Annotated in this window: 14 protein-coding genes; 10 read left to right on the top strand and 4 right to left on the bottom strand. The window is 70.7% G+C overall.

All coding sequences use genetic code 11. From position 1 onward, the window contains the following. The first annotated feature begins 167 nt into the window (after positions 1-167). The gene (hflX, locus tag AQJ66_RS30225) at positions 168-1,655 is read left to right on the top strand and encodes a GTPase HflX (protein WP_061928276.1); all 1,488 of its coding nucleotides are present in this window, start codon (positions 168-170) and stop codon (positions 1,653-1,655) included. A gap of 67 nt (positions 1,656-1,722) precedes the next feature. Here the strand turns inward: hflX and AQJ66_RS30220 are convergent, their stop codons facing one another. After that, positions 1,723-2,946: a trypsin-like serine peptidase gene (locus AQJ66_RS30220; RefSeq protein ID WP_208611487.1), complete on the bottom strand. Its 1,224-nt coding sequence runs from the start codon at positions 2,944-2,946 to the stop codon at positions 1,723-1,725. Positions 2,947-3,235: 289 nt separating this feature from the next. On the opposite strand from AQJ66_RS30220, the gene AQJ66_RS30215 reads away from it, so the two are divergent. From AQJ66_RS30215 to AQJ66_RS30200, 4 genes are all read left to right on the top strand, one after another. After that, positions 3,236-4,735, top strand: a complete 1,500-nt coding sequence (locus AQJ66_RS30215) for a diaminobutyrate--2-oxoglutarate transaminase family protein (RefSeq protein ID WP_079060519.1) — start codon at positions 3,236-3,238, stop codon at positions 4,733-4,735. Positions 4,736-5,004: 269 nt separating this feature from the next. Next, positions 5,005-6,951: an IucA/IucC family protein gene (locus tag AQJ66_RS30210; protein WP_063804106.1), complete on the top strand. Its 1,947-nt coding sequence runs from the start codon at positions 5,005-5,007 to the stop codon at positions 6,949-6,951. A gap of 89 nt (positions 6,952-7,040) precedes the next feature. Continuing rightward, on the top strand, positions 7,041-7,892 hold the full coding sequence (locus tag AQJ66_RS30205; RefSeq protein ID WP_061928274.1) for a GNAT family N-acetyltransferase: 852 nt from the start codon (positions 7,041-7,043) through the stop codon (positions 7,890-7,892). Between the two features lie 185 nt (positions 7,893-8,077). Continuing rightward, positions 8,078-10,063, top strand: a complete 1,986-nt coding sequence (locus tag AQJ66_RS30200) for an ATP-dependent DNA helicase (protein WP_061928272.1) — start codon at positions 8,078-8,080, stop codon at positions 10,061-10,063. A 153-nt stretch (positions 10,064-10,216) separates the two neighbouring features. Here AQJ66_RS30200 and lexA read toward each other — a convergent pair whose 3' ends face one another. After that, positions 10,217-10,996, bottom strand: coding sequence for a transcriptional repressor LexA (gene lexA, locus AQJ66_RS30195; protein WP_061928270.1), 780 nt, complete (start codon positions 10,994-10,996; stop codon positions 10,217-10,219). A 576-nt stretch (positions 10,997-11,572) separates the two neighbouring features. Here lexA and nrdR point away from each other — a divergent pair. Next, positions 11,573-12,124, top strand: coding sequence for a transcriptional regulator NrdR (nrdR, locus tag AQJ66_RS30190; protein WP_061928357.1), 552 nt, complete (start codon positions 11,573-11,575; stop codon positions 12,122-12,124). Between the two features lie 164 nt (positions 12,125-12,288). Further along, positions 12,289-15,186, top strand: a complete 2,898-nt coding sequence (locus tag AQJ66_RS30185) for a vitamin B12-dependent ribonucleotide reductase (RefSeq protein ID WP_061928268.1) — start codon at positions 12,289-12,291, stop codon at positions 15,184-15,186. 181 nt (positions 15,187-15,367) lie between these two features. On the opposite strand, the gene AQJ66_RS30180 is transcribed toward AQJ66_RS30185, so the two are convergent. Next, positions 15,368-15,952 (bottom strand): TerD family protein, encoded by a 585-nt coding sequence (locus AQJ66_RS30180; RefSeq protein ID WP_425264315.1) that lies wholly within the window; start codon positions 15,950-15,952, stop codon positions 15,368-15,370. 114 nt (positions 15,953-16,066) lie between these two features. Here AQJ66_RS30180 and AQJ66_RS30175 point away from each other — a divergent pair, with 114 nt between their 5' ends. The 3 genes from AQJ66_RS30175 (at position 16,067) to AQJ66_RS30165 (ending at position 18,394) form a co-directional block, all read left to right on the top strand. Continuing rightward, positions 16,067-16,672, top strand: coding sequence for a YdbC family protein (locus tag AQJ66_RS30175; protein ID WP_061928265.1), 606 nt, complete (start codon positions 16,067-16,069; stop codon positions 16,670-16,672). 144 nt (positions 16,673-16,816) lie between these two features. Beyond that, the gene (locus AQJ66_RS30170) at positions 16,817-17,476 is read left to right on the top strand and encodes a histidine phosphatase family protein (RefSeq protein WP_061928264.1); all 660 of its coding nucleotides are present in this window, start codon (positions 16,817-16,819) and stop codon (positions 17,474-17,476) included. A 12-nt stretch (positions 17,477-17,488) separates the two neighbouring features. Then, on the top strand, positions 17,489-18,394 hold the full coding sequence (locus AQJ66_RS30165; protein WP_061928263.1) for an ADP-ribosylglycohydrolase family protein: 906 nt from the start codon (positions 17,489-17,491) through the stop codon (positions 18,392-18,394). A 315-nt stretch (positions 18,395-18,709) separates the two neighbouring features. Here the strand turns inward: AQJ66_RS30165 and AQJ66_RS30160 are convergent, their stop codons facing one another. Next, the gene (locus AQJ66_RS30160) at positions 18,710-20,257 is read right to left on the bottom strand and encodes an MFS transporter (protein WP_079060517.1); all 1,548 of its coding nucleotides are present in this window, start codon (positions 20,255-20,257) and stop codon (positions 18,710-18,712) included. Positions 20,258-20,410 lie beyond the last annotated feature (153 nt).

Here is a 20,410-nt window from a genome sequence, read left to right as displayed (position 1 = left end):
AATAAGGCGGTGACGAGACGTGTCGTGCCGTGCGACCATCTTCGGGCCGCCGCGGCACGGCACGGGACACGGGAATCTCCCGGGGGACCCGTGCGTTGTCCCTCATGACCGCCGGACGCGACCGCGCCGGGCCGGCCCACTGAATCACCCACCGACGTAAGGATCCAATGACCTCCTCTTCTTCCCCTTCCCAGGACACCAAGCGCCTCGCGCACAGCCACCCCGAAGCTCTTCGGGCCGATGCCCTGATGGAAGAGGACGTCGCCTGGAGCTTCGAGATCGACGGCGAGCGGGACGGCGACCAGTTCGACCGCTCCGAGCGCGCGGCCCTGCGCCGCGTGGCGGGTCTGTCCACCGAGCTGGAGGACGTCACCGAGGTCGAGTACCGGCAGCTCCGCCTGGAGCGCGTCGTACTCGTCGGCGTGTGGACCACCGGCACCTCCGCGGACGCCGAGAACTCCCTCGCGGAGCTGGCCGCCCTCGCGGAGACCGCGGGTGCGCTCGTGCTCGACGGCGTGATCCAGCGCAGGGACAAGCCCGACGCCGCCACCTACATCGGCTCCGGCAAGGCCGCCGAGCTGCGCGACGTCGTCCTCGAGACGGGCGCGGACACGGTCATCTGCGACGGTGAGCTGAGCCCCGGCCAGCTGATCCAGCTGGAGGACGTCGTCAAGGTCAAGGTCATCGACCGTACGGCCCTGATCCTCGACATCTTCGCCCAGCACGCCAAGTCCCGCGAGGGCAAGGCGCAGGTCGCGCTCGCGCAGATGCAGTACATGCTGCCGAGGCTGCGCGGCTGGGGTCAGTCGCTGTCCCGCCAGATGGGTGGCGGTCGCGGCGGCCTGGCCACCCGCGGCCCCGGTGAGACCAAGATCGAGACGGACCGGCGGCGGATCCGCGAGAAGATGGCGAAGATGCGCCGGGAGATCGCGGACATGAAGACCGGCCGCGAGGTCAAGCGCCAGGAGCGCCGGCGCCACAAGGTGCCGTCCGTCGCCATCGCGGGTTACACCAACGCCGGCAAGTCCTCCCTGCTCAACCGCCTCACCGGCGCCGGCGTCCTGGTCGAGAACGCACTGTTCGCGACCCTGGACCCGACCGTGCGCCGCGCGGAGACGCCGACCGGCCGCGTGTACACCCTCGCGGACACCGTCGGCTTCGTCCGGCACCTGCCGCACCACCTGGTCGAGGCGTTCCGCTCCACCATGGAGGAGGTCGGCGACTCCGACCTGATCCTGCACGTGGTGGACGGCTCGCACCCGGTCCCGGAGGAGCAGCTGGCCGCCGTCCGCGAGGTGATCCGGGACGTCGGCGCCACCGACGTGCCCGAGATCGTCGTGATCAACAAGGCGGACGCCGCCGACCCGCTGGTCCTGCAGCGGCTGCTGCGGATCGAGCCGCGCTCCATCGCGGTGTCGGCCCGGACCGGCCGGGGCATCGACGAGCTGCTCGCACTGATCGACAACGAGCTGCCGAGGCCGTCCGTCGAGATCGAGGCGCTCGTGCCGTACACGCACGGCAAGCTGGTCGCCCGCGCCCACACCGAGGGCGAGGTGCTCTCCGAGGAGCACACCGCCGAGGGCACCCTGCTCAAGGCCCGGGTGCACGAGGAACTGGCCGCCGAGCTGGCGCCGTACACGCCGGCTTCCGCCTGACCCCTCACACGGCGCAAAGGCCCGCCCCGGCTCGGGGCGGGCCTTTGCGCGTCCGTGCCGTCCGGCGTCACCGCCCGGCGAAGTGCCTGCTGACCGCCTCGTACACGCCCTTGGCCACGTCACCCAGACGCGGGCCGGCCAGCCAGCCCGAACTCACCGGGCCGATCGACGTGTTGGACACCAGCGCCGGCTTGCCGTCGGCACCCGTCTCCACCCAGCCGCCGCCGGAGGAGCCACCGGTCATCGTGCAGCCGATGCGGTACATCGTCGGGTCCGGCTTGCTGATCGACAGCCGGCCCGGCTTGTCCTGGCACTGGTACAGCAGCTGACCGTCGTACGGAGCCGCCGCCGGATATCCGCTCGCCGTGATGCTCGGCACCTTCGGCACCGCGGGCGCCTGGAAGTCGACGGGCAGCGCCCCGCCGACCGTCTCCTCCAGCGACTTGCCGCCGTTGCCCTGCTCCGGCGTCACGTGGATGACGGCGAAGTCGTACGACGCCCCGTTGCCGCCGGTCTCGCCACCCTGGTCGATCCACTGCTGCGAGGTCTTCGCCGCATCGGCCCACCACACGCCGTAGGGCGCGACCTCGGCCCTCGACGCGTTCTGCAACTGCGCCTCCGACCTGCCCTGGTTGTTGTACGACGGCACGAAGGCGATGTTGCGGTACCAGCCGCCCTTCCTGCCGGCGTGCACGCAGTGGCCGGCCGTCCAGATCAGGTTGGACTTGCCCGGGTGCGCCGGGTCCTCGACGACCGTCGCCGAGCAGACCATCGTGCCCTGGGGGGAGTCGAAGAACACCTTGCCCGACGTGGCCGCGTTGGTGTGGTAAGGCGGCCTGACCGGCAGCGCCTTCACCGGCACCGGCGTCGGGTCCGTCACGCCCTGGTCACCGGAGATGTCGTTGCTGTCGACCCGCTTGGCCGGGTCGTTCGCATCCCGCATCCGGTGCGGGTCCCACAGGCCCTTGATGATCGGGTTGATGAAGTCGTTGGCCTCGCGCAGCCAGTCGTCCCGGTTCCAGTTCCTCCAGGCGCCGTTCTTCCACTTGTCGATGTCGATCCCGTGCTCTCTGAGCTTGTTCCTGATGTCGTCCGGGATCTTGATCTTGCCGTCGCCCGTGGCCGCGGTCGCGCTCGCGCTCGGCTTCGCGTCGGCGTGGTCATCGCCGTTGCAGGCGGTGGCGGTCAGCGCCAGCGTCGAAACGAGGGCGACCGTCGCCAGCGCGGGGGAGGACCTGCGGAACACGCCCCTCCCTCGGCGAACGGTGAACGACGGTCGTATGGATCGCATGCTCTTGACTCCCCCTGGAGTAGCGGAACTCGGCGCTCGGGCCCCGGCCCCGGCACCGAACTCCTCGGAGTTCAGGCGGGTCTTACGGCCCTCTGGGAACGGGACCACACACTATGCGCTCGCTGTGGGGGACTTCCGATGGAACGGCAACGGTTCCGTCACAGCAAGGATCTTGAGACAACCCGTAACCCCCGGGCCGGTCCGCGGTTGGTAGCGGTGGGGGGACTGCTGCCTGTCTCCGGTCCCCGCGGATCACATCGCCTCTGAACAGCGGGGAGGACAGCGAGCCGTGGCCGTGACCGAGTCGGTGGCCGAAGACGCGGAAGGGACCGCGCGGACCGCGCACGAGGGCATTCTCAGGCGCCAGTCGGCGCGCGAGTCCGCCGCGCGCACCTACGCCCGGGCGCTGCCCATCGTGCCCGTGCGGGCGCGGGGACTGACCATCGAGGGCGCCGACGGCCGCCGCTACCTCGACTGCCTCTCCGGCGCCGGGGCCCTCGCCCTCGGCCACAACCACCCCGTCGTGCTGGAGGCCGTCCGCCGGGTCCTCGACTCCGGCGCCCCGCTCTCCGTCCTGGATCTGGCGACCCCCGTCAAGGACGCCTTCGTCACCGAGCTGTTCCGCACCCTTCCGCCCGGGCTCGCCGACCGCGCCCGCATCCAGTTCTGCGGACCGGCCGGCACCGACGCGGTCGAAGCCGCCTTCACACTGGTCCGCGCCGCGACCGGCCGGACCGGGCTGCTCGCCTTCACCGGTGCCTACCACGGCATGACGGCCGGTGCGCTGGCCGCGTCCGGCGGCGCCGGCGACGTAGGGGTCGCCCGGCTGCCGTACCCGCAGGACTACCGCTGCCCGTTCGGGATCGGCGGCCCGGTCGGGGCGGAACTCGCCGCCCGCTGGACCGAGTCCCTCCTCGACGACCCGAAGTCGGGAGTCCCGCTGCCCGCCGGGATGATCCTCGAACCCGTCCAGGGCGAGGGCGGGGTACTCCCGGCGCCCGACGACTGGCTGCGCCGCATGCGGACGATCACGGCCGACCGGTCCGTCCCCCTGATCGCCGACGAGATCCAGACCGGCGTCGGCCGGACCGGTGCCTTCTGGGCCGTCGGGCACAGCGGGATCACACCCGACGTCATGGTCCTGTCCAAGGCCATCGGCGGCAGCCTCCCCCTGGCCGTGGTCGTCTACCGTGACGACCTCGACGTCTGGCAGCCCGGCGCCCACGCGGGCACCTTCCGCGGCAACCAGCTCGCCATGGCCGCGGGCGCCGCCACCCTGGCCTACGTCCGCGAGAACGGCCTCGCCGAGCGGGCCGCCGCCCTCGGCTCCCGGATGCTCAGCCGACTGCGCCGCCTCCAGACGGAGCTGCCGTGCGTGGGAGACGTCCGAGGGCGTGGGCTGATGATCGGCGTCGAGCTGGTGGACCCGGAGGGCGAGAACACCGGTCCCGGGCACGGCGCACCAGGCGCCTCCTCGGCCGGCGTTCACGGCGCGATCCCGTCCGCCCTCGAGCCCGTCCGCGCTCCTCGCCCCGCCGACCCGGAACTCGCCGCTGCCGTGCAGCGAGAGTGCCTGAACCGCGGCCTCATCGTGGAACTCGGCGGCCGCCACGCCGCAGTCGTACGGATCCTCCCTCCGCTCACCATCAGCGACGAGCAGGCGGCAGCCGTCCTGGACCGCCTCTCCGACGCGATCGCAGCGGCGGCCCGCCATCAGCAGCACCACGGCCGCCGTCGCCACCACGGACAACACCACGGCCCTGCCCCACACATCGGCCGACAGCCGTAAACAGATCTTCCTGCCGCTACGGCCGAAGACCGCACGACGGCCCATCCCACCGGCACCTCCCTCCCGAACCTGGAACTCCACGCCCTGCCTCCGACAACCCGGCCCACATCCCCCCGACCGCACCCGCCCGGCCCACCCCACGGCCTCTTCCGACCCCGCCTCGCCCCGAGACGCCGGCCCCGGTGACCGGGCGCGGAGCCGCAAAGACCAACGGGCGCGGAGCCGCACAAGAACGACCGCACGACCCGACCCAGCCCCGAGGAGCCGTCTTGAACGCCAGTCCCACACCCGACGGCCGGTCCGGCAGCCCCGACGACCAGGGGGACCCCGGCACCCCTCCCTTCTCCGTGCCGCTCGCCGAGTCCGTTCCTCAGCAGAAGCGGCGCACTCCGGGCGCCGTGCCTCCCGACGCCCCCGGCACCGACCCGCTGGAGGAGCCCGACCCGCACACCGCTGCCGGGGCCGCGGCGGTGGACGCACTTCTGCGCTGCTGGGTGCGGGAGACGAACCTCGCCGCACCGGCCACCGGCGCCCTCCGCATCCCCCTGCCCTCCAGCGGCACCACCCTGACCGTCCCGGTGCGCCACTGGTCCGCGACGGGCTGGCACCGCTTCGGCCCGCCCCGGCTCGTCGAAGCCCCCGAGACGGCCCCGCCCGTCGACGCGGTCACCCTCGCGGCCCTGCTCGTCAGGGAGACACCCACCGCTGCCGGCCCCGCCGCCACCGCCACAGCCGAGCCCACCGCCGCACGCGCCGACCTCGTCGCACGGGTCGCCGACTCGGTGCGCCGCACCGCGGCCTTCCTCCACGACCGGCGAGCACACCCGGCCGACGGTCCCGACCTCTTCCTCAACGCCGAGCAGGCCCTCCTCCTCGGACACCCCCTGCACCCGACCCCGAAGAGCCGCGAAGGACTGACCGAAGCCGAAGCCCGCCGGTACTCACCGGAGGTGCGCGGCTCCTTCCCCCTGCACTGGCTGGCTGTCGCCCCCTCTCTGCTCGCCACCGACTCCGCCTGGACCGAACGCGGCCGTCCCGTCCCCGCGGAGCACCTCACCCGCCGGCTCGCGGGAACCGCCCTGCCCCTGCCCGACGGCTACACCGCCCTGCCCCTGCACCCCTGGCAGGCACGCGAGGTCCGGCACCGCGAGGCGGTCGCCGCCCTGCTCGATACCGGACGGCTCCGCGACCTGGGCCCTCTCGGCTCCGCCTGGCACCCCACCTCCTCCGTACGCACCGTCCACCGGACCGGCGCTCCCGCGATGCTCAAGCTGTCGCTGGGCCTGCGCATCACCAACTCCCGCCGGGAGAACCTCCGCAAGGAACTCCACCGCGGCGTCGAGGTGCACCGGCTGCTGCGCAGCGGCCTGTCCAAGCAGTGGCAGGCCGCCCACCCCGGCTTCGACATCGTCCGTGACCCGGCCTGGCTGGCCGTCGACGATCCGGACGGCAGGCCCGTACCCGGCCTCGACGTCGTGATCCGGCACAACCCGTTCACCCCGGCCGACGACGTCAACTGCGTCGCCGGACTCGTCTCGCCCCGGCCGCCCGCCCAACCGGACACCCAGGCCCCGCCGCATCAGACCCCCTGGCCCCTGCGGTCCCGCCTGGCCCAACTCGTCGCACGGCTCGCCGCACGCACCGGCCGCCCCGTCGGAGCCGTGGCCACGGAGTGGTTCCTGCGCTACCTCGAGCAGGTCGTACGTCCCGTGCTGTGGCTGGACAGCGAAGCCGGCGTCGCCCTCGAGGCGCACCAGCAGAACACCCTGCTCCTGCTCGACCACGACGGCTGGCCCGCCGGCGGCCGCTACCGCGACAACCAGGGCTACTACTTCCGCCGGTCCCGCCGTGCGGAGCTCGACGCCCGGCTGCCCGGCATCGGCGAGCGCAGCGACACGTTCGTCCCCGACGAGGTCACCGACGAACGCTTCGCGTACTACCTCGCCCTGAACAACGTGTGCGGGCTGATCGGTGCGTTCGGCTCCCAGTGCCTCGCCGACGAGCAGGTACTCCTGGCAGCCTTCCGCCGCTTCCTCACCGGTGTCGCCTCGGGGCCCGACGCCCTGCGCACCCCGCTGCCCGGCCTCCTGCTCGACTCACCCGTCCTGCGCTGCAAAGCCAACCTGCTGACCCGGCTGCACGGCCTCGACGAACTCGTCGGCCCGGTCGACACCCAGTCCGTCTACGTCGCCATCACCAACCCCGTTCACCCGTGAAGCGAACAGAAACGTCCTCCAGCGAACAGCACCGCCGCCCTTCACCTTCGAGGTCCTCCACCTCCTTCGCCTCCTGAGAGGAGCGCACTGTGGCCTCCACCGCCGCGAGCGCCGGCACCGGGACCGGCTCCGTCCCCGCCCACCCGGGCCCCCTCTGTCCCCGGGACAGTGAGCGCCCGGGAGATGCCGGATTCTTCACGGACGGCGAGGACACGCTCGAACTGCGCCTGCCGCGCGAACTGGTCGCCCTCCTCGCCGAGGGGACAGCCGACGCGAGCAGCGGCGGCAGGGAAGGAGGGGACGGGTTCGTCGGGACGGGTGCTGCCTCGTGGTCCCAGGCCACCCGGGGGCACCTCACCGAGGCCATGGACGACCTGCTCGACCACGTGTCCGGCTGGGGGCCCACCGCCACCCCGATGGGTTCCTTCCAACTGGTGCCCGTACGGATCGAGCGCGACCTTCCACTCGTCCACCGCTGGATGAACGACCTCGCCGTCGCCGCGTTCTGGCAGCTGGCCGGGCCCCCGAGCGCGACGGAGAGTCACCTGCGGACGCAACTCGCCGGCGATGGACGCAGCGTCCCGTGTCTGGGTGTCCTGGAGGGCACCCCCATGAGCTACTGGGAGATCTACCGGGCGGACCTTGACCCCCTGGCCCTCCACTACCCGGCCCGGCCCCACGACACCGGCATCCACCTCCTGGTCGGGGACGCCGCCCACCGGAGAAAGGGACACGGATCCGTGCTGGTGAGAGCCGTGGCCGACCAGATCCTCGACCATCGCCCGGCCTGCACCCGTGTCGTCGCCGAGCCCGACCTTCATAACACTCCCTCCGTGGCGGCCTTCCTGAGCGCAGGCTTCCGGTTCACCGCCGAGGTCGACCTGCCCGGCAAACGGGCCGCTCTCGTGATCCGGGACCGAGTCCTGCGCCACCTGATGTGACGCTGAGTGACGAGTCGTTCACATGGGGAACGCGGCCCGGACCGCACCGGTTCCCGCCCGGCGAAAAAAGTTCGAGGCACCGCCCCCGCCCCCTTCCCACCCTGGGAGAGCCCGGCCGTGATCCCACCCCCAGCCCCCGCCTCCGCGACCCGTTTGTCACTGCCGGGCCGTAGGGTGGTCGGGCTATGACGAAGCCCTCACTCCCCGAACTCCTGCATGCCGCGGTCGCAGCCGTCGGCGGCACGGAGCGCCCCGGCCAGGTCGCCATGGCCGAAGCGGTCGCCGAGGCGATCGACGACGGATCCCATCTGCTGGTCCAGGCCGGCACCGGCACCGGAAAGTCGCTCGGCTATCTCGTGCCCGCGCTCGCCCACGGGGAGCGCGTGGTCGTCGCCACGGCCACGCTCGCGCTGCAGCGCCAACTCGTGGAGCGCGACCTGCCGCGCACGGTCGAGGCCCTGCACCCGCTGCTGCGCCGCCGTCCCGAGTTCGCGATGCTCAAGGGCCGGTCGAACTACCTGTGCCTGCACCGCCTGCACGAGGGCATGCCGCAGGACGAGGAGGACGGCCTCTTCGACCAGTTCGAGGCCGCGGCGCCCACCAGCAAGCTGGGCCAGGACCTGCTGCGCCTGCGCGACTGGTCCGACGAGACCGAGACCGGGGACCGCGACGGCCTTACTCCGGGAGTCTCCGACCGTGCCTGGGCGCAGGTGTCGGTGTCCTCCCGGGAGTGCCTCGGAGCATCGAAGTGCGCCTACGGGGCGGAGTGCTTCGCGGAGATGGCCCGGGAGCGGGCGAAGCTCGCCGAGGTCGTCGTCACGAACCACGCCCTGCTGGCCATCGACGCGATCGAGGGCGCCCCGGTGCTGCCGCAGCACGAGGTCCTGATCGTCGACGAGGCCCACGAGCTGGTCTCCCGGGTCACCGGCGTGGCCACGGGCGAACTCACGCCAGGCCAGGTCAACCGTGCGGTGCGACGGGCCGCGAAGCTGGTCAACGAGAAGGCCGCCGACCAGCTCCAGACCGCCGCCGAAGGCTTCGAGCGGCTGATGGAGCTGGCGCTGCCGGGCCGCCTCGAGGAGATCCCCGAAGACCTCACGTACGCGCTGATGGCCCTGCGGGACGCCGCCCGAACGGTCATCACCGCGCTCGGGACGACCCGTGACAAGTCGGTCCAGGACGAGGACGCGATCCGCAAGCAGGCGCTGGCCTCGGTCGAGACGGTGCACGATGTGGCGGAGCGGGTCGCGAACGGCTCGGAGTGGGACGTCGTCTGGTACGAGAGGCACGACCGCTTCGGCGCCTCGCTGCGGGTCGCCCCCATGTCGGTGTCGGGACTGCTGAGGGAGAAGCTCTTCGCGGACCGCAGCGTCGTCCTCACCTCGGCGACCCTCAAGCTGGGCGGCGACTTCAACGGCGTCGGCGCGTCCCTGGGCCTCGGTCCCGAGGGCGTGGAGGGGGACGACCTGCCGCGTTGGAAGGGGACGGATGTCGGCTCCCCCTTCGACTACCGCAGGCAGGGCATCCTGTACGTCGCCAAGCACCTCGCCCGCCCGGCCCGGGACGGCGAGCGTGCCGACATGCTCGACGAGCTGACCGAGCTGATCCAGGCCGCCGGCGGCCGCACCCTCGGACTGTTCTCCTCCATGCGGGCCGCCCAGCTCGCCGCGGAGGAGCTGCGCTCCCGCATTCCCGAGTATCCGATCCTGCTCCAGGGGGAGGAGACACTCGGCGAACTGATCAAGAACTTCGCCGCCGATCCCGCGACCTGTCTCTTCGGGACGCTGTCGCTGTGGCAGGGCGTCGACGTCCCGGGCCCCAGCTGTCAGCTGGTCGTCATGGACAAGATCCCCTTCCCGCGCCCCGACGACCCGCTGATGAGCGCGCGCCAGAAGGCGGTGGAGGAAGCGGGCGGCAACGGCTTCATGGCCGTGGCCGCGACGCACGCGGCCCTGCTCATGGCCCAGGGTGCCGGCCGTCTCGTACGGGCCTCCGGGGACCGGGGCGTGGTCGCCGTCCTGGACCAGCGTCTGGCCACCGCCCGGTACGGCGGGTACCTCAAGGCGTCGCTTCCCGACTTCTGGTACACCACGGACCGCAACCAGGTACGGAAGTCGCTCGCGGCGATCGATGCGGCCGCGAAGACGGCGAAGGAGACGGAGGCGAAGTGATCAGGGGTGGTCCGCCGGTGCCGGCCGATCACCCCTGAGCAGGACGCACTCAGCCCGGGGAGCCGACCCACCCGGACAGCACAGGGCCCCGGAACCGGCGCAGGGGTTCCGGGGCCCGGTCAGGGTGCGGGCCGAGGCCGGCCCGCCGCGGCGTCACACGCGCCGCAGTACGGCGACGACCTTGCCGAGGATGGTGGCGTCGTCGCCGGGAATCGGTTCGTAGGCCGCGTTGTGCGGCAGGAGCCAGACGTGGCCGTCCTCGCGCTTGAAGCGCTTGACGGTGGCTTCGCCGTCGAGCATGGCCGCCACGATGTCGCCGTTCTCGGCGACGGGCTGGCGGCGGACGGTGACCCAGTCGCCGTCACAGATCGCGGCCTCGATCATCGAGTCGCCGACGACCTTGAGCACGAACAGCTCACCGTCGCCGACGAGCTGTCGGGGGAGGGGGAACACGTCCTCGACCGACTCCTCCGCGAGGATCGGTCCGCCGGCGGCGATACGACCGACCAGCGGGACGTACGAGGCGGCCGGCTTGCCCGCGGTGTCCGTGGGCTGCACGGTGACGGCCTGGTCGGAACCGCGCACCTCGTACGCGCGAGGACGGTGCGGGTCGCGGCGCAGGAAGCCCTTGCGTTCGAGTGCCATGAGCTGGTGCGCGACCGAGGAGGTGCTGGAGAGGCCGACGGCCTGGCCGATCTCACGCATGGACGGCGGGTAGCCGCGCCGCTGGACCGAGTCCCTGATGACCTCGATCACCCGGCGCTGCCGGTCGGTGAGCCCTGAGCTGTCGGCCCGGATGCCTGGAGGTCGGCCCGGCAGGGAGCGCTTGTGCCCCTCGGGATTCGTGGCTTCGTTCATCGCATGCACCGGCTCGACTCGGCCCTGGATGCGGTCCTGGGCGGTGATGGTGGCACTGTCTGCGGTGGTGGTCACGTCGGCCCCTCTCGATGGTCTCCCTGCTGGACAACGGTAGATGCTTTCGAAAGGTTGCGCCAAACACACGTTCGAGTGAAAAAGTGCGATTCACCTGACGCGATCGTGTGTCCGGGTGTATTGCTGACGCGATCCCTGGCGGACAAAAGCGCCCATTGTTGTACTCTTCACCGCCGGGGCGGGTCACCTCGTGGGTGGCGTCCCCAGTCTGCCATCCGGAGCCCCGTCAACCGGGATCCGGGTGCCATCTGCGCCGGAGTCCCACGTGTCCTCCGTGCGGCGACCACGGTATCTCCGTAACCGCGGCAGCGGTACGTCCGCGCGCCCGCGTGTTCGTCCCGGTCGTTCGCGGGTAGCCGGGGGCGGCGACCCGTGTGCCGACACGCACCGTCGCCTCGATGTATGAGCCAATCCCCACATCTAGTGCTTGGATGGCTACAGCAGCCCACAAGTTGTGTTTTCCCGTCGCCCCCCGGGTCTCTCGGACCCTCGCGATCGCCTATGCTTAGGGCTGCTTCGCGGGGCCCATGAGGTCCGGCGAGGCTGTTGAGTCTGCTGTGAGGAGGGTTGGAGATCATGCACTGCCCCTTCTGCAGGCACCCCGACAGCCGTGTGGTCGACAGTCGCACGACCGATGACGGCACCTCGATCCGCAGGCGCCGCCAGTGCCCCGACTGCTCCCGTCGTTTCACGACCGTGGAGACGTGCTCGCTCATGGTGGTCAAGCGGTCGGGAGTCACCGAGCCGTTCAGCCGTACCAAGATCATCAATGGTGTGCGCAAGGCATGCCAGGGACGGCCTGTCACCGAGGACGCACTCGCCCAGCTCGGCCAGCGGGTCGAGGAGGCGGTGCGGGCCACCGGAAGCGCCGAGCTGACCACCCATGACGTGGGTCTGGCCATACTCGGCCCGTTGCAGGAACTCGACCTCGTCGCCTACCTGCGATTCGCCTCCGTCTATCGGGCGTTCGACTCGCTCGAGGACTTCGAGGCCGCCATCGCGGAGCTGAGGCAGGCGACACGGGGCCCCGACGCGGACGACGGAGACGCGGGAGCGGGGAGCCAGGAAGACGAACGCGGGTCCGCGGGGACCACCCAGGTTCCCCTGCCCGCCCACGCCGCCGACTGACGGGCGGTCCGGAGACCGGACGGAGACCCGGGTTCCGGACCGGGGCGGCGATCGAAGACGAGTTGCGGGCGGCAGCGTGAGGGTGCCCGCAACACACGACACACCACCGTGCCACGGGAACATCGTGGCACTTCAGGGCGTTTTTGCCCGTACAGGGAGGCGGCATGACAGAGACGGCGAGCGGTCCGGCACGAGGTTCCCGAGCCAAGGGCGGCAAGGCGGGGATCAAGGGACTGCAGATCGAGCGCATCCACACCACCCCCGGCGTACACCCGTACGACGAGGTGAGCTGGGAGCGCCGGGACGTCGTCATGACCAACTGGCGCGACGGCTCGGTCAACTTCGAGCAGCGTGGCGTCGAGTTCCCCGACTTCTGGTCGGTGAACGCGGTCAACATCGTCACCAGCAAGTACTTCCGCGGTGCCGTGGGCACCCCCCAGCGCGAGACCAGCCTCAGGCAGCTGATCGACCGCATCGTGAAGACGTACCGGAAGGCCGGTGAGGACTACAAGTACTTCGCCTCGCCCGCCGACGCCGAGATCTTCGAGCACGAGCTGGCGTACGCCCTCCTGCACCAGATCTTCAGCTTCAACAGCCCGGTCTGGTTCAACGTCGGCACCCCGCAGCCCCAGCAGGTCTCCGCCTGCTTCATCCTGTCCGTCGACGACTCCATGGAGTCGATCCTCGACTGGTACAAGGAAGAGGGCATGATCTTCAAGGGCGGCTCCGGTGCCGGCCTGAACCTCTCCCGCATCCGCTCCTCCAAGGAACTGCTGTCCTCGGGCGGCAACGCCTCCGGTCCCGTCTCCTTCATGCGCGGCGCCGACGCCTCCGCCGGCACCATCAAGTCCGGTGGTGCCACCCGCCGCGCCGCCAAGATGGTCGTGCTCGACGTCGACCACCCCGACATCGAGGACTTCATCCAGACGAAGGTCAGCGAGGAGGAGAAGATCCGCGTCCTGCGCGACGCGGGCTTCGACATGGACCTGGGCGGTGACGACATCACGTCCGTCCAGTACCAGAACGCCAACAACTCGGTCCGCGTGAACGACGAGTTCATGAAGGCGGTCGAGGACGGCGGCAAGTTCGGCCTGCGCGCCCGTATGACCGGCGAGGTCATCGAGGAGGTCGACGCCAAGGGTCTCTTCCACAAGATCGCCGAGGCCGCCTGGGCCTGCGCCGACCCGGGCATCCAGTACGACGACACGATCAACAACTGGCACACCTGCCCCGAGTCCGGCCGGATCACCGCGTCGAACCCGTGCAGCGAGTACATGCACCTGGACAACACGTCCTGCAACCTGGCCTCGCTGAACCTGATGAAGTTCCTCAAGGACGACAGCAAGGGCCACCAGTCCTTCGAGACCGAGCGTTTCCAGAAGGTCGTCGAGCTGGTCATCACCGCGATGGACATCTCGATCTGCTTCGCGGACTTCCCGACCCAGAAGATCGGCGAGAACACGCGCGCGTTCCGCCAGCTCGGCATCGGCTACGCCAACCTGGGCGCCCTGCTGATGGCCACCGGCCACGCGTACGACTCCGACGGCGGCCGCGCCCTCGCCGGCGCCATCACCTCCCTGATGACGGGCACGGCCTACCGCCGGTCCGCCGAACTGGCCGCGGTCGTCGGCCCGTACGACGGCTACGCCCGCAACGCCGACGCCCACAAGCGCGTCATGAAGCAGCACGCCGACGCGAACGGCACGGCCGTCCGCATGGACGACCTGGACACCCCGGTGTGGGCCGCCGCCACGGAGGCCTGGCAGGACGTCGTCCGCCTCGGTGAGAAGAACGGTTTCCGTAACTCTCAGGCGTCCGTCCTCGCCCCGACCGGCACCATCGGTCTGGCGATGTCCTGCGACACCACCGGTGTCGAGCCCGACCTGGCGCTGGTGAAGTTCAAGAAGCTCGTCGGCGGCGGCTCGATGCAGATCGTCAACGGCACCGTCCCGCAGGCCCTGCGCCGCCTGGGCTACCAGGAGGAGCAGATCGAGGCGATCGTCGCCCACATCGCCGAGCACGGCAACGTGATCGACGCTCCCGGCCTCAAGCCGGAGCACTACGAGGTGTTCGACTGCGCCATGGGCGAGCGCGCCATCTCCCCGATGGGCCACGTCCGCATGATGGCCGCGATCCAGCCGTGGATCTCCGGCGCCATCTCCAAGACGGTCAACATGCCGGAGACGGCGACCGTCGAGGAGGTCGAGGAGATCTACTACGAGGCCTGGAAGCTCGGCGTCAAGGCGCTCGCGATCTACCGCGACAACTGCAAGGTCGGCCAGCCGCTCTCCGCGAAGACCAAGGAGAAGGAGAAGGCCGAGGTCACGGAGAAGGCCGAGGCGGCAATCCGCGAGACGGTCGAGAAGGTGATCGAGTACCGCCCGGTCCGCAAGCGCCTCCCGAAGGGCCGCCCGGGGATCACCACGTCCTTCACGGTCGGCGGCGCCGAGGGCTACATGACCGCCAACTCCTACCCGGACGACGGTCTCGGCGAGGTCTTCCTGAAGATGTCCAAGCAGGGCTCGACCCTCGCCGGCATGATGGACGCCTTCTCCATCGCCGTCTCCGTCGGCCTCCAGTACGGCGTGCCGCTGGAGACGTACGTCTCGAAGTTCACGAACATGCGCTTCGAGCCGGCCGGCATGACCGACGACCCGGACGTGCGGATGGCTCAGTCGATCGTCGACTACATCTTCCGCCGCCTGGCGCTGGACTTCCTGCCCTTCGAGACCCGCTCCGCGCTCGGCATCCACTCCGCCGAGGAGCGCCAGCGGCACCTGGAGACCGGCTCCTACGAGCCGGCCGACGACGAGGTCGACGTGGAGGGCCTGGCCCAGTCGGCGCCGCGTGCCCAGGAGCTGAAGGCCGTCGCCACGCCGAAGGCCGAGCCGGAGGCGGCCAAGCCCGCCCCGAAGCAGGCGCACACCAGTGCCGAACTGGTGGAGATGCAGCTGGGCATCCAGGCCGACGCCCCGCTGTGCTTCTCGTGCGGCACGAAGATGCAGCGGGCCGGTTCCTGCTACATCTGCGAGGGCTGCGGCTCGACCAGCGGCTGCAGCTGATCCGACACGCGGTACGTGAGGTGAGGGGCGCCGGCCATGGCCGGCGCCCCTCACCCTTTCCGCCCACGCGCACCTCGGAACCGGCCGCGGACAGGCGCGACACGCATGTGTCGCCGCGCCCGGCCGCTCCCTGCGAGGCAGCGCGGGAAAAGCGGGCCCGCGCGCCGGCGATCGCGGTCCCTTACACGGCCTGCGGGCCCGGTCCGCCGCGCCTGCCCATGACCCGGGTGAAGTCGGCCGGGTCCGCGTCGAAGCCGTGGACGCCGGCGCGGAGGGTCCACCCGCCGGCCGCGTCCCGCACGAACTCGCCGATCGTGGCCGCCGTGGCGCCGGGAACCGACCCGAAGTCGTCCTCGGCGAGCACGGTGTAGCCCTCGCGGATGCGCATGGCAGGCCGGAGCACGTCGGCGAACGCCTTGCGCGCGGGCCGCTGCTGGATGACGACACCGACCACCACGCGCGCGTACCGTCCGTCGAGCCGGTCGAGTTCCAGCGTCATGACCTCGTCCCAGCCGAATCCCCTGCCGTCCGTGCTGTCCCGGTTGAGGTTGATCGTGCCGTCCGGCGAACGGCTGTCGAAGTGCACCAGATAAGCCGGAGTGCCGTACGGGTCGCCGGACACGAAGGTCGCGGCGACGATGTCGAGATCGGTGGGCGGCTGCCCCGCCGGACTGGGGTCCCACCTGAGGGAGACCTCCACCTTGCCGATTCCCTTGCTGAAGCCGGTCACCGGACTTCCCTTCCCCCTTGGAGATCCTTTTCCCAACTCCCTGGGAGTCGGGGCTTGTTCCTCATCGTGCCACGCGCGCGGGGGCGCATGCGCGGGCGATCTCCGCCGGAGCGTGACCGGCGCCACGTCCGCTGGCCTTACGATGGCGCGGTGCTGGTCAAGTGGATTCGCTGCACCGTGGTGGACCGCCGCGGCTTCGAGCGGGGGCAGCGGAAATGGGCGGGGCTTCTGGGGGAGCCGGGTTTTCGGGGTCAGGGTGGAGGCTGGAGCCGGCAGCGACCCGGCGTGGCGCACGTCTTCGCCTTCTGGGAGAGCCGTGCCTTCTACGACTCCTTCATGGCCCGCTCCCACGACCGTCTCGCGGCCGCCCAGTCCGGCACGTTCAAGAACCCCCAGGCCAAGCTGTTCGAGTACCGCTTCGACGTGAAGACGGGTTTCGAGCCCCGGTTCACGGACGCCGACCTGATCCGGGTGGCCCTCTGCCGGGTCCACGAGGACCGCGTCGAGAACTTCACGCTCATGCAGGAGAAGGTCTGGAACCCCGCGATGGCGGGCTCGCCGGGCATGATCCGGGGCATGTTCGGCGAAGCGCCCGAGCAGGAGTTCCTGGTGCTTTCCATGTGGCGGTCGGCGGCTGAGCACGGCAAATACCGCACCGAGCGGGTGGAGCGCCTGGCCCTGCGCGCCCAGACGGAAGCCGACGTCGCGGCCCTTTCAGGTGACATCGTGGACCTGGAGCCGTCCTGGACGGTCTGAGAGGCCTTGCGGACGACCCCGGACGATTTGAAAATCCAACGCACAGGCTCCCGGCACGGCCCGGGACGCGGGAATCGTGTGACCTACGCCGTATGGGGCCCGTACGAGTGCTCCACCGTCCGCCGTTCGATCTAGGGTTCTGGCATGGCACGACCACGGCGCATCGTCCTTGTCCGGCACGGCGAGTCAACGGGCAATGTTGATGACTCCGTCTACGAGCGGGAGCCCGACCACGCTCTCGCCCTGACCGAACGCGGCCGGCGGCAGGCCGAGGAGACCGGCGAGGTCCTGCGGGAGGTCTTCGGCCGGGAACGCGTGAGCGTGTACGTCTCCCCGTACCGCCGGACGCACGAGACGCTGAGCGCCTTCCGCCTCGACCCGGACCTCATACGGGTCCGGGAGGAACCGAGGCTCCGCGAGCAGGACTGGGGCAACTGGCAGGACCGCGACGACGTACGCCTGCAGAAGGCGTACCGGGACGCCTACGGGCACTTCTTCTTCCGTTTCCCGCAGGGGGAGTCCGGTGCCGACGTCTACGACCGGGTCGGCGGTTTCCTGGAGAGCCTGTTCCGCAGCTTCGAGGCGCCCGACCATCCGCCGAACGTGCTGCTGGTGACGCACGGGCTGGCGATGCGGCTGTTCTGCATGCGCTGGTTCCATTGGACGGTGGCCGAATTCGAGTCGCTGTCGAATCCCGGGAACGCCGAGATGCGGATGCTCGTTCTCGGGGAGAACGGCAAGTACACACTGGACCGGCCCTTCGAGCGCTGGCGGGACCCGGTGCCGTACTGGGTCACCGGATAGAGTGGCAGAGCGATGACCGCAGACTCCTCTTCTCCCGGCCGCCTGGAGCGCGCCCTGGCCAGCCTGCGCGGCTTGGCGGTGGGGGACGCGCTGGGCTCGCAGTTCTTCGTTCCGGTGAACTACCCCCTGCTCAAGCGCCGCGAGGTGCCCGAGGGGCCCTGGCAGTGGACGGACGACACGGAGATGGCCTGCTCGGTGGTGGCCGTACTGGCCGATCACCGGCGCCTCGACCAGGACGCGCTGGCCCGTTCCTTCGCCGAGCACCACGACTTCGACCGCGGCTACGGCCCCGCCGTCAACCGGCTCCTCCGCCTCGTCCGGGAGGGCCAGGACTGGCGCGAGCTGGCCGCCGGCCTCTTCAACGGGCAGGGCTCCTGGGGCAACGGCGCCGCGATGCGCATCGCACCGCTGGGCGCCTGGTACGCGGACGATCCGGAGCAGGCGACGCATCAGGCGGAGATCTCCGCGTACCCCACGCACCAGCACCGTGAGGCCGTGGTGGGTGCCATGGCCGTCGCGGCGGCCGCCGCCTTGGTCGCCTCGCCCGACGGCCCGCCGAGCCCTGAGGCGCTCCTCGACGGCGTCGTCGCACTGGTACCCAAGAGCGCCGTCGGCGCGGGGCTGCGTCGGGCCCGGGACATGCTCGACTACGGTGACGCGGGCACGGTCGCCGCCGTGCTGGGCTGCGGACGGCGCACGTCCGCCCACGACACCGTGCCGTTCGCCCTCTGGTCGGCCGCCCGTTCTCTGACCGACTTCGAGACGGCCTTCTGGACGACCGCCCAGGTGGGCGGGGATGTGGACACCACCTGCGCGATCGTGGGCGGCGTGCTCGCGTCCGGCAAGGCGGGGGCGCCGCCGGCGGAGTGGAGCGAGCGGACCGAGGTGCTGCCGGACTGGGTTCCGACGACTCCGTGAGGGTTCGCCGCACCACCAGCTGAAGACTCTCCGTACTCGGCGGGAACTCTGCGTGACGGCTCCCCGTTCCCTCAGTGTCCGCTGCCTCTCCGGACCGGTCGAGCAACCGGTTCGGAGAGGTCGGTCGGAGATCGGGGAAGGGGGGTGACTGCCATGTCGGCCGAGGTGATCGGGCCGCCTGTGCTCCTGTTGGTCATGTCCGCGTTTCTCACGGTCATGGCCGCGAGGGCGGTGCGGCCGGCCGGACCGGGGTGTGTGCCGTCCGTGCTCCGGCAGCGGCCCGGTCGGCCGCTGTTCCGCGTCGTTCCGGGCGGGTCAGCCGATGCCCGGGCCGGCCGTTCCGGCGAGCGCTTCGAGGTCGCTCCTGCGTACCTTGATCACCAGCCAGGCGGTCAGAAGCGCGAACCCGGCCATCGCCGCGGCGGGGACGAAGGCCGCCGAGATCCCGTGGGCGAGCACTTCGTTCGCCCAGGGTGCGGGCAGCTGGTGCGTCTTGACGAACTGCGCCTTCTGCTCCGGGTTCCCGCCGGCCAGGAACTTCGGCAGCTGCTTCTTCGCCTCGTCCGTGCTCGCGGAACCGAAGACGGTGGTCAGGATGGACAGGCCCAGCGAACCGCCGACCTGCTGCGTGGCGTTGAGCAGCCCGGAGGCAGCACCCGCCTCGTGCTGGGGGACGCCGGAGACCGCCGTGACGGTGACCGTCACGAAGTTCAGGCCCATCCCGAACCCGAACACCAGCATGGGCCCCAGCACCCCACCGAGATAGGAGCTGTCCGGACTGATGAACGTCTGCCAGACGAGACCGATCGCCACGAGTGTCGAACCGGCGACCATGAACGGCTTGGGGCCGAGCGTCGGCAGGAACCGCTGCGACAGGCCCGCGCCGACAGCGATCGCGACCGTCACCGGAAGGAAGGCCAGGCCGGCCTTGATCGGGCTGTAGCCGAGCACGTTCTGGACGAACAGCACGATGTAGAAGAACATCCCGAACATGGCTGCCGCCAGATAGAGCATGATCGCGTACGTACCGGAGCGATTGCGGTCCGCGAACATCTTGAGCGGGGTGATCGGTTCCTTCACCCGCAGCTCGGTGAGGATGAAGGCCAGCAGGAGCACCACCGCCGCGCCGAACGAGCCGAGCGTGAGCCCGTCGCGCCAGCCGTCCTCCGCCGCGCGGATGAACCCGTAGACCAGCGAGGCCATGCCGGCCGTCGACGTCAGCGCACCCGCGATGTCGAACCGTCCCGGGTGTCGCTGCGACTCGCTGATGTACAGCGGTGCCAGGGCGGCGATCAGCACGCCGATGGGCACGTTGACGAAGAGGACCCACCGCCAGTCCAGCCAGTCGGTCAGCATGCCGCCGGCGAGAAGACCGATGGCGCCGCCACCGGCCGACACGGCCGCGAACACGCCGAACGCCCGGTTGCGCTCGGGACCCTCGGGGAAGGTGGTGGTGATCAGCGCGAGCGACGTGGGCGAGGCGATCGCGCCTCCCACGCCCTGCAGCGACCGGGCGGCCAGCAGTTGCCAGGGTTCCTGGGCGAGGCCTCCCAGCAGCGAGGCGAAGGTGAACAGCAGGATCCCGGCGATGAACACCCGCCGCCGGCCGAGGATGTCCCCGGCCCGGGCGCCGAGGAGCAGCAGCCCCCCGAAGGTGAGCGTGTAGGCGCTGACCACCCACGTCAGATCGGTCGTGCTGAATTCGAGCGCGTCTTGAATGTGCGGGAGTGCGATGTTCACAATCGTCGCGTCGAGTACCACCATGAGTTGGCAGGCCGCGATGACCGTGAGCGCGATGCCGGGATGCCCTTCCCGGCGGGCCGCACCCGCTTTCTGTTCCTGAAGCAGCTGAGAGGTTGTCACGATGGGTCCCCCACAAAGGTGTTAGTGAACGCTCGCGTTCACTGTCGCGTCAACGGTAGTGAGTCCCCAGTAGTGAACGCAAGCGTTCACTTAATCTCGCGTCGTCGGTCGCGTCCCCCTGTGCGGCGACACGGCGCGTCCCCGCCTCGCAAT

Source organism: Streptomyces bungoensis (assembly GCF_001514215.1).
GTDB lineage: Bacteria > Actinomycetota > Actinomycetes > Streptomycetales > Streptomycetaceae > Streptomyces > Streptomyces bungoensis.
The sequence above is the reverse complement of the archived record's forward strand: the minus strand, read 5'-3'. Positions and strand labels throughout refer to the sequence as shown.

What these genes read in the sequence shown, in the direction of transcription:
- hflX (WP_061928276.1), top strand. Translation starts at nt 168, where the DNA reads ATGACCTCCTCTTCTTCCCCTTCCCAGGACACCAAGCGCCTCGCGCAC.
- AQJ66_RS30220 (WP_208611487.1), bottom strand. Translation starts at nt 2,946, where the DNA reads ATGCGATCCATACGACCGTCGTTCACCGTTCGCCGAGGGAGGGGCGTG.
- AQJ66_RS30200 (WP_061928272.1), top strand. Translation starts at nt 8,078, where the DNA reads ATGACGAAGCCCTCACTCCCCGAACTCCTGCATGCCGCGGTCGCAGCC.
- nrdR (WP_061928357.1), top strand. Translation starts at nt 11,573, where the DNA reads ATGCACTGCCCCTTCTGCAGGCACCCCGACAGCCGTGTGGTCGACAGT.
- AQJ66_RS30185 (WP_061928268.1), top strand. Translation starts at nt 12,289, where the DNA reads ATGACAGAGACGGCGAGCGGTCCGGCACGAGGTTCCCGAGCCAAGGGC.
- AQJ66_RS30170 (WP_061928264.1), top strand. Translation starts at nt 16,817, where the DNA reads ATGGCACGACCACGGCGCATCGTCCTTGTCCGGCACGGCGAGTCAACG.
- AQJ66_RS30165 (WP_061928263.1), top strand. Translation starts at nt 17,489, where the DNA reads ATGACCGCAGACTCCTCTTCTCCCGGCCGCCTGGAGCGCGCCCTGGCC.